This window comes from Buttiauxella warmboldiae (assembly GCF_003818135.1).
Taxonomy (GTDB): Bacteria; Pseudomonadota; Gammaproteobacteria; order Enterobacterales; family Enterobacteriaceae; genus Buttiauxella; species Buttiauxella warmboldiae.
Map to the genome: position 1 here is coordinate 1 of NZ_RPOH01000066.1, position 8,276 is coordinate 8,276.

An 8,276-nucleotide genomic window follows, 5' to 3' on the forward strand; every position below is an offset into this window, starting at 1 on the left:
CTGGTACTTATCAGGAAGCCTTAGGACTCATCACCCCAATGACTTCGCTTTCGCTCTGGAATTTACCTTCACGCAAGTCGCTGACCACAATGTTCATTCTCTCTTCGGTTAATTTGTAATAGCGAATCGAGATTGCGGTAATTAAATAGAAAATAGCGGGTAGCACGGTAAACAGAATTAACACGCCGCGCACGGCTTCAGCCGATTGTTGTTCCACACCAGCCTGATAGCCAAATGCCGCCAGACCCCAACCGGTTAATGCTCCACCGATAGCTACACCCAACTTAATAATGAAGATATTGGCGGCCACGTTCATTCCCGTAATTCGGCGCTGGGTTTTCCACTCGCCATAATTATTTGCATCGGTAATCATTGACCATTGCAGCGGGGCGTTAATACCCTGCAGGATATTAAGGAATATATGCACCAGGAATGCAGGGATCCAGTAGTGGGTCGGCAGCACCAGGAAGAGTAACCCTGCTAATGCGCTAAGCACGTTAATCCAGATAGAAGCACGGATTTTACACATCCAGCCCCCGAGATATTTAGCAAACAAACTACCAAACACCGCAGCGATAGTTGTGGCCAGCATAAAGATGGAAATAATTCCGCTGCCCTGATTAAGAATATACTGTACGAAATAGACTAACAGACTGCCACGCACCACCACGCCACATAACATCGCAAGGTTATACACCGACAAAATACGCCACTGATCGTTTTTTAATAATACTTTCACATCGCGCGCGATATTCATATTTTCTTCTTTTACCGGCGTAATACGTTCGCGGGTGGTGAAGAAGCAAACCAGGAACATAATGCAGCCAATGACGCCAAAGATCCCCATTGCCCACTGCATTCCGGCGGCCCGGTCAGCCGGAGAAATAAAGTCAGCCAGCGGCAGGATCAGCGCGGTACCCATGGCGCCGCCAATCGGCGCGATGGCAAAGCGCCAGGACTGCAACGAAAGGCTTTCTTGTGGGTCAGAGGTAATGGCCGCGCCCAACGAGCAGTAGGGGATATTAATCGCCGTATACATTAGCGTCATAAATATATAGGCCAGGACGGCGTAAACGATTTTTCCGGTCTGGTCGAAATCGGGAGTGGAATAGACCAGTACGCAACTGACCGCAAAGGGTACGCAGATGATTAATAGCCACGGACGGAATCTTCCCCAGCGGCTTTTAGTCTGGTCAGCAATCGCCCCCATTATAGGATCGGTAATCGCATCCAATACCCGGACAACTAAAAACAGTGTCCCCATTACGGCTGGGGGTAAGCCATAAATGTTGGTGTAAAAATAGGCCAGAATAGCCACGGAGGAATCAAAAACGATGTGGCTTGCCGCATCGCCCAGGCCAAACCCCATTTTTTCTTTGTTGGTAACTTTCTCTGTTAACACCGACATACATTCACCTTTATTAAGAGCCGGAATATGGCATTAGTTATATGTTGTGAATGTTAAGAGGAGTATTGTAATTTTTACTTTGTGTTTTATGTTTCTTGTCAATTGTGACGAAGTTATCTCTTATTCGTGCGCTCTGGCTATCAACGCCCCGGGACCCAGCAATATTTTTTGAACCTCATCACACTTATGGGCGAAAACCAAAAAACGTAATTCCGCTGATTATTCTGGCAATTGTTTAGCGCTTCATTCATCAATCATATTGATGCCTGGAACTCATCTTCACGTCGTAAGGAGAAAATTATGTCTGCCATCTATAAGGATGCTCAGCACCCGGTTAATGAGCGCGTCGCTGACCTGTTGTCGCGTATGACGCCGGAGGAGAAATTTGCCCAGATGCATGCTTACTGGCTGATTTTGCAAAGTGACGGTAATCACCGTGAGCGTACCGATTTAAGCGATGAGTTTTCCGGCGTCACTGAGCAGGCGGCGCTTGCCGAGCGGCTGAAGCTGGGCATTGGACAAATCACCAGGCCGTTAGGCACCCATATTGTGGAGGCCAAAGAGGGAGTGCGCGCCGCCAATCGTTTGCAGAAAACCCTGGTGGAAGAGACCCGGCTGGGCATTCCTGCCTTGTTTCATGAAGAGTGCCTGGTTGGGTTGCTCTGCAAAGATGCCACGCTCTTCCCGTCTTCTCTTAACTATGGTTCCAGCTGGGATTTAGACCTTATAGAACAAGCCGCCGCCGCGATTGGCGAAGAAGCCCGTTCGACGGGATGCCACCAGGGGCTTGCGCCAGTGCTTGATGTTTCACGCGATGTGCGTTGGGGAAGAACAGAAGAGACTTTTGGCGAAGATCCGTGGCTGGTGGGGATGATGGCAACGCGCTATGTCAAAGGGCTACAGGGAAAAAATCGGGACCTGCTGGCCACGCTGAAACATTATGTTGGCCATTCATTTAGCGAAGGGGCACGCAATCATGCACCGGTTCATCTGGGTTTTTGCGAACTAAATGACACCTTCTTATTGCCGTTTGAAATGGCGGTGAAGCTCGGCAATGCGGGTTCAGTGATGCCTGCCTACCACGATATTGATAATCAGCCAGCACACTCTGACGCATTCCTGATGACCACCGTCCTGCGCGAACAGTGGGGGTTCGACGGGCTGATTGTGGCCGATTACGGCGGCGTCAGCCTGTTGCATCAGCATCATGGTATTTCACATGACGCGGCAGAATCTGCGGCGCTGGCGTTTAATGCCGGGCTGGATGTGGAACTGCCGAAAGATGACTGCGCGCGTCATCTGGCACAGGCGGTAGATCGCGGCCTGATAAGCATGCAAAAAATCGATGAGATTGTTAGCCGCGTATTGAAAGAGAAGTTCCGCCTGGGGCTGTTTGAGCATCCCTATCGGGATGAAAACGGCGTGGTATTGCAAACCGAAGCGACCAAAAAAATCGCCCGAGAGGTGGCGACTCGCTCGGTAACGCTGCTGGAAAATAATGGCATTTTGCCATTGCGTGGCAAGCCGCGCGTGGCCGTGATTGGCCCAACTGCCGACGACCCGCTGGCGCTGCTGAGCGGTTATAGCTTCCCGGTTCATCTGATTATCAGTGACATGCTGGAGCAAACCTCGCAGGTCACCACGCCGCTTGCAGCGCTGCGTGAACAGTTAGGTCGCGACAACGTCCGCTACAGCAAAGGGTGCCACATTATTGAAAAACGCATGGCTGGCGCTCCGGTATTCCCGGGCGATAGCGGCGGTAAACCCATGCAGTCGTCGCCCGTTTCACGCGATGTTTCTCTGATCCCTGACGCGGTGAAAACAGCCGGGCAAAGCGATGTTGTGGTGCTGTGCGTCGGTGATTTATCCGGTTTATTCCAGAGCGGCACCGTGGGCGAAGGTTCGGATACCGACAGCCTGAATCTGCCTGGCGTGCAGCAACAGTTGCTTGATGAACTCATTGCTACCGGCAAACCTGTCGTGGTGGTGATGACCGGAGGGCGTCCGTACAATTTAGGCGGGCAGGAGGATAATGTTGCAGCATTGCTGATGGCCTGGGCTCCAGGGCAAGAGGGCGGGTACGCCATTGCCGATGTGCTTACCGGGCGCGCCGAGCCGGGCGGGCGGTTAGTGGTTTCGATACCGAAAAGTGCGGGTGCCGCCCCGTATTATTACAACCATAAGCTGAAAAGCGGCGGGACCCCGTTTGCCTTCCATTTTGGCTCCCGCTACCCGTTCGGTTTTGGTAAAACCTGGACCGAATTTGAATATGGTCCGCTGCAGTTAGCCTGCCAAGATGTGCCGAATGACAACGGTGTAGTCACCGCAAGTATAACCGTTCGCAACAGTGGGGCCGCCGCCGGCAGTGAAGTGGTGCAGCTTTATGTGCAGGATAAGGTGGCATCCATGGTGCGTCCGGTGCAGGAGTTAAAAGCCTTCCAGCGCGTGCATCTCGAACCCGGTGCCAGCGCGCGGCTGACCTTTAGTGTGCCTACCGATATGCTGAATTTCACTTGTCGCCACGGTGAACGCGTTGTTGAGCCTGGCGAGTTTGAGATTCGCGTTGGTGCATCAAGCGCGGATATCAGAAGTACAGCATGCGTGATGGTGACAGGTGAAACGCGTCTGATTACCGGTAAATGGCGGATGGTGAGCCATTGTGAGGTGGAAAAGTAATTTGATTGTTTTCGTTGGGCGGTTAAACAAGGTATGTGGCCCGCCGCGAAGACTATGTTCGCCTAATCTATTCGGATGGAGCTTTGCCTACCTTAGTTGCAGTAAGCAAGGCCCATCCGGTTAAGTCATTACCCCCTTTCAGGGATTAGCAGGAAACATTCCCGGGAGTCTAGCGGCTTGTGAAGGGTTGCGTATCATCAGTCCAGACACGAAGGATCCTGTACGGCGCTTCTCCTTTATCGCCTTTGCCCGTGAAGGCTGCCGTGCGGTGCAGCTGGTTCGATGAGATATATAACCAGTTTTTATCACCAAACTGTATGCTGTCCGGCCAGTCAAGCAGCGCTGAACGCACCAGCGGAACCAGCTCTCCCCGGCTGTCCATCATATCAATCCCGTTATTGTTGAGGTCGGTAAAATAGTGATGGCCTTGTGCCGAGATAGCCGCACCGTCAGAAACGGGCTTTTTACCCACCACGCGTATATTGTTAGCAATCGCTTTGTCATCGGCTTTCTGCAGAGATGCGGCATCGACCTCATACCAGCTGTAGCCGTTCATGGCGCCAAAATAAACCTTTTTTCCATCCGCGGATAAGGTGATCGGATTGACCGCGACTGCAGCAGGTTTACCATTGAACTGCGTATCCTGACCGTCAATATGCATGACGGCTGATTTTTCACTCTGCAGCGAGGCGTGCCCGGAGAAACGCGTCGCTTTCTGCGTATCAATATTCACCGTAATAAGCCCGGGATTACTGATATCAGCCAGGTAGATCCACCCTGTGCGAGCATCCACCACCAGATCCTGAATAAAACTGCCGCGCGGTGCGATAGCATCATCAAGCGTGATGATTTTCAGATGCTTGCCGCTGGCAATATCGAACGCCAGAATCCTGGTTTTTCCCGTGTTCAGCCCCATATCAACAAGCCATAAGCGGTTCTGAGCGTCGCGAGTGATCCCCAGAGGGGTGTCAATCTGATGGGCCGCATCACCGCCCTCGCTTTTTTGCCAGCTATCATCCGGCCACGCTTTCCAGCTCTTTTTCCCTGTGATTTCAATCAAGCGCCAGCGGGATGGGATGTCCAGAGGATGGACGGTTGCAAAAACCCGGCCATTATCAGAAACCGTCACATTTCCCGGACGAATATCGAGTGCGGCAACCACCTCCAGATCGCCTTTTTTATGCAGGGTATCAGCAAAAGCCTGGGTAGCCGTCAGCATTAAAGCTGAGGTCAGCAAGATTGTTTTAGTGATTTTTATCATTATGTTATCCCATAATTCAGTATTGAATTTTTTCATTAAGTTGCGTGGTCATTTGGTCAGTAATTCAGGCCCACGTGATGGCTTCCAGAATCGGACGACGTGTCTTGGGCGTCACCTCCATGTCCCGGTAGCCAAAGCTTGCCATCACCACCGGCAGATCGCTCTTAGGCTCAATGAGGCCCTGTTTTACAAGCGTTTCAGTGACTCGGGCGATGTTGAAACCTTCCACCGGCTGCGAGTCAATACCGAGCAATGCCGCCACGGTCAACATATTGCCCAGGGCAATGTAGGCCTGGCGGGCTGCCCAGTGGTGGCGGCTTTCCGGGGTGTGGAGATTGAAATCATGCTGCTGGAAATCGCTAAATTTGCTCAGCATGCCTTGCTGGTTTTCTTCAGGCATATGCTTCACATGGGTCAGAATATGCCGGATGTGTTTGCTGTCGGGACCGAGGTTTTCCCCCGTTTTTGCAGTAAACACAACAAAATGGCTGGCGGTTGGCAGAGTGCCCTGGGCGCCCCAGACGTCCGGAAGCAGGGCTTTTCGCAGCGCTTCGTTTTGCACCACGATAATATTCCACGGTTCAAAACCAAATGAGGAGGGCGAAAGACGCGCGGCTTCAAGAATCAGGGTGAAATCTTGCGTAGAAATTTTTCTCTGCGGATCGTATTTCTTGGTGGTAAAGCGCGCGTTGAATGCGTCAAGAATATCGTTCTTTGCTACGGACATAATATTTCCTTTTGATTCATATTTGCTATTGCTGTTATCTTGTCAATTGGCAGAGCATGTGGGGATTTTATTTAAAACCCGGCTACTGGCATCCCGGAATAATGCAGGTGGACAAGTTTCCACTGACCATCAGCTTTTCGGTAAACGTGAGTTTCACGCCCGGCCATTTCAACAGGTTTATTTCCCTCTATCAGAGTGGCATTAAGAAGCCAGTAAAATTCCACTACCGCCGTATTATCAAAAAAATAGATAGCAGGCTCGCGTGGGGTGGTTGTCATCCTTAAATTTCTGTCTTTAAGTACGCGGAATATAGGTGGATAGAAGTTTTTTCTTATGTCATCAAATCCTTTTTGATGCCCGCGAATATTGATGTTAGAAACATCAGGGCTATGCTCCCAAAGATCGTTAATCAGTTCGGGATGGACATCACCGCTATTCACACTCTGGGTGTATTTATTAATCATTTCTATAATAAGCTGTCTTTCCGCTTGCGGTGCGGGTGCGGGAGTATTAGCTGGTGCTGATGAAGCGGCAAAGGCCATATTTGCAAAAACCAACATCATGGTGGCAACAATAATTTTCGTAAAATTACGCATAATTAAACCCCTTGAGATATTTACACTCAATAATATTACCCTGTGTGATTAATTTGACGCTAATCTAAAACAGCTTACGGGCTGGTGGCGGTGAACGTGATTATTATCATATTGGCCTGCTAAATAAATAACGTAAAAACGATAAGTGTTGTACTCCATAGATTATAATCATCGGCACCGTTACAAAAGGTGTGCCCCAGGCGTCTGCTGAATTGCTTTATCACTTTGTTCACTACAGAAAAGGAAGAATCCTTCCTTGTTATGTCCATACATAGAAGGTTGCGACATACGGACGAGAGTTTTTGCCACAAAACTGAAGGTTATGAAGGTGGTCAACGCCGCGGCTATCTGAAGTATAGCGGGCAGGCAAGCGATAAAATAAAAAAAAGCCCATCCCAGGAGATGGGCAAAGACTACACACAGCAATTCGTTGTTTCACTCAGGGGATTTCCATGCTTATAAATCAATGTGTTGATTCATAGCCGTGCAGTAATAGTAGGCATCTCCCCCTGGAGCGTCACTCGGATTCGTCTCAATAGTTAATAGAAAGTAAAAGTTTGGGATCGCGTTACGGGGCAGAGCGTTTGACAGAGGCTTAATACGGCAAGTTTGATAAGCATCATGAATTCGTGGTGCGGTATTGCCCCAGCTTCCGGGGGCAATACCGCTTTAGCAGCGGTTATCAATCCCGTTCCTCAAGGACTTCCACCACCTCATTCGGGTCATCTTGCGGCTGTGGCGCTTCATGCATCCAGACTGAAATTAAACGATAAGAGACGGCCAGCAGCACCGGGCCGATAAACAGGCCGATCATACCAAAGGCGATCAAACCGCCGATCACGCCGGAGAGGATCAGGATCATCGGCAGGTCGGCACCCATACGAATCAGTACCGGGCGAATAACGTTATCCATCGTACCCACGACACAGCTCCACACCAGCAGCACCGTGCCCCAGGTATTATCACCGGTCCAGTACAGCCAGATGATGGAAGGGATTAGCACCAGCAGTGGGCCGATTTGCACCAGACAACAGAGCACCATCACCACGGTTAACAGCGTGGCGTTGGGGATACCGGCAACCGCCAGCCCCACGCCGCCCAATACCGACTGAACCAGCGCGGTGACGACAACCCCCAGCGCTACGGCGCGAATGGCTTGCCCGGCCAGTAATACTGCGGCGTCACCGCGGGTGCCTGCGAGGCGAAACGCAAAGTGGCGAATGCCGTTGCCCAGGGTTTCACCTTTTGCATACAGCAGCACGCTAAACAGCAGCATCAGGGCGCAATGCATCAGGAAACTGCCGATGTGGATCGCCTGACCTAAGAACCAGGTGGTCGTGGTGCCGATATAAGGACGGATCTTCGCTATGATGGCGCTGCCGCCGCTATTCACCAGGGTATTCCAGCCGGCGTAAAGCTTATCTCCCACCAGAGGAATGCCGTTAAGCCACTCAAACGTTGGCAATTCCATATTGCCTTTCGTGGCCCAGTCGATAACCGGGCCGCTGTTATCCACCAGGCTGTTCACCAGCAGCGCGACCGGAATAACAAACAGCATCAACAGCAGGATCGTCATCACCAGCACGGCAAGCGAGCGTCTTCCCCACA

At 51.1% G+C, this 8,276-nt stretch carries 6 protein-coding genes and 1 other RNA gene; 1 reads left to right on the forward strand and 6 read right to left on the reverse strand.

From position 1 onward, the window contains the following. Positions 1–10: 10 nt before the first annotated feature. Positions 11–1,408, reverse strand: coding sequence for a glycoside-pentoside-hexuronide (GPH):cation symporter (locus EHN07_RS15385; protein ID WP_124024939.1), 1,398 nt, complete (start codon positions 1,406–1,408; stop codon positions 11–13). Between the two features lie 300 nt (positions 1,409–1,708). Here EHN07_RS15385 and EHN07_RS15390 point away from each other — a divergent pair, with 300 nt between their 5' ends. Then, positions 1,709–4,084, forward strand: a complete 2,376-nt coding sequence (locus EHN07_RS15390; protein WP_124024940.1) for a glycoside hydrolase family 3 N-terminal domain-containing protein — start codon at positions 1,709–1,711, stop codon at positions 4,082–4,084. Positions 4,085–4,253: 169 nt separating this feature from the next. Here the strand turns inward: EHN07_RS15390 and EHN07_RS15395 are convergent, their stop codons facing one another. The 5 genes from EHN07_RS15395 to ydiK form a co-directional block, all read right to left on the reverse strand. Beyond that, positions 4,254–5,345, reverse strand: coding sequence for an L-dopachrome tautomerase-related protein (locus EHN07_RS15395; RefSeq protein ID WP_124024941.1), 1,092 nt, complete (start codon positions 5,343–5,345; stop codon positions 4,254–4,256). Positions 5,346–5,409: 64 nt separating this feature from the next. Next, positions 5,410–6,072, reverse strand: coding sequence for an NAD(P)H-dependent oxidoreductase (locus EHN07_RS15400; protein ID WP_124024942.1), 663 nt, complete (start codon positions 6,070–6,072; stop codon positions 5,410–5,412). A gap of 71 nt (positions 6,073–6,143) precedes the next feature. After that, positions 6,144–6,668, reverse strand: coding sequence for a YybH family protein (locus tag EHN07_RS15405; protein WP_124024943.1), 525 nt, complete (start codon positions 6,666–6,668; stop codon positions 6,144–6,146). Between the two features lie 378 nt (positions 6,669–7,046). Further along, an RNA gene (gene rprA / locus EHN07_RS15410) (antisense sRNA RprA) lies at positions 7,047–7,154 on the reverse strand. Between the two features lie 196 nt (positions 7,155–7,350). Further along, positions 7,351–8,276: AI-2E family transporter YdiK (gene ydiK, locus EHN07_RS15415; RefSeq protein WP_124024944.1), on the reverse strand; the 926-nt coding region annotated here is incomplete at its 5' end.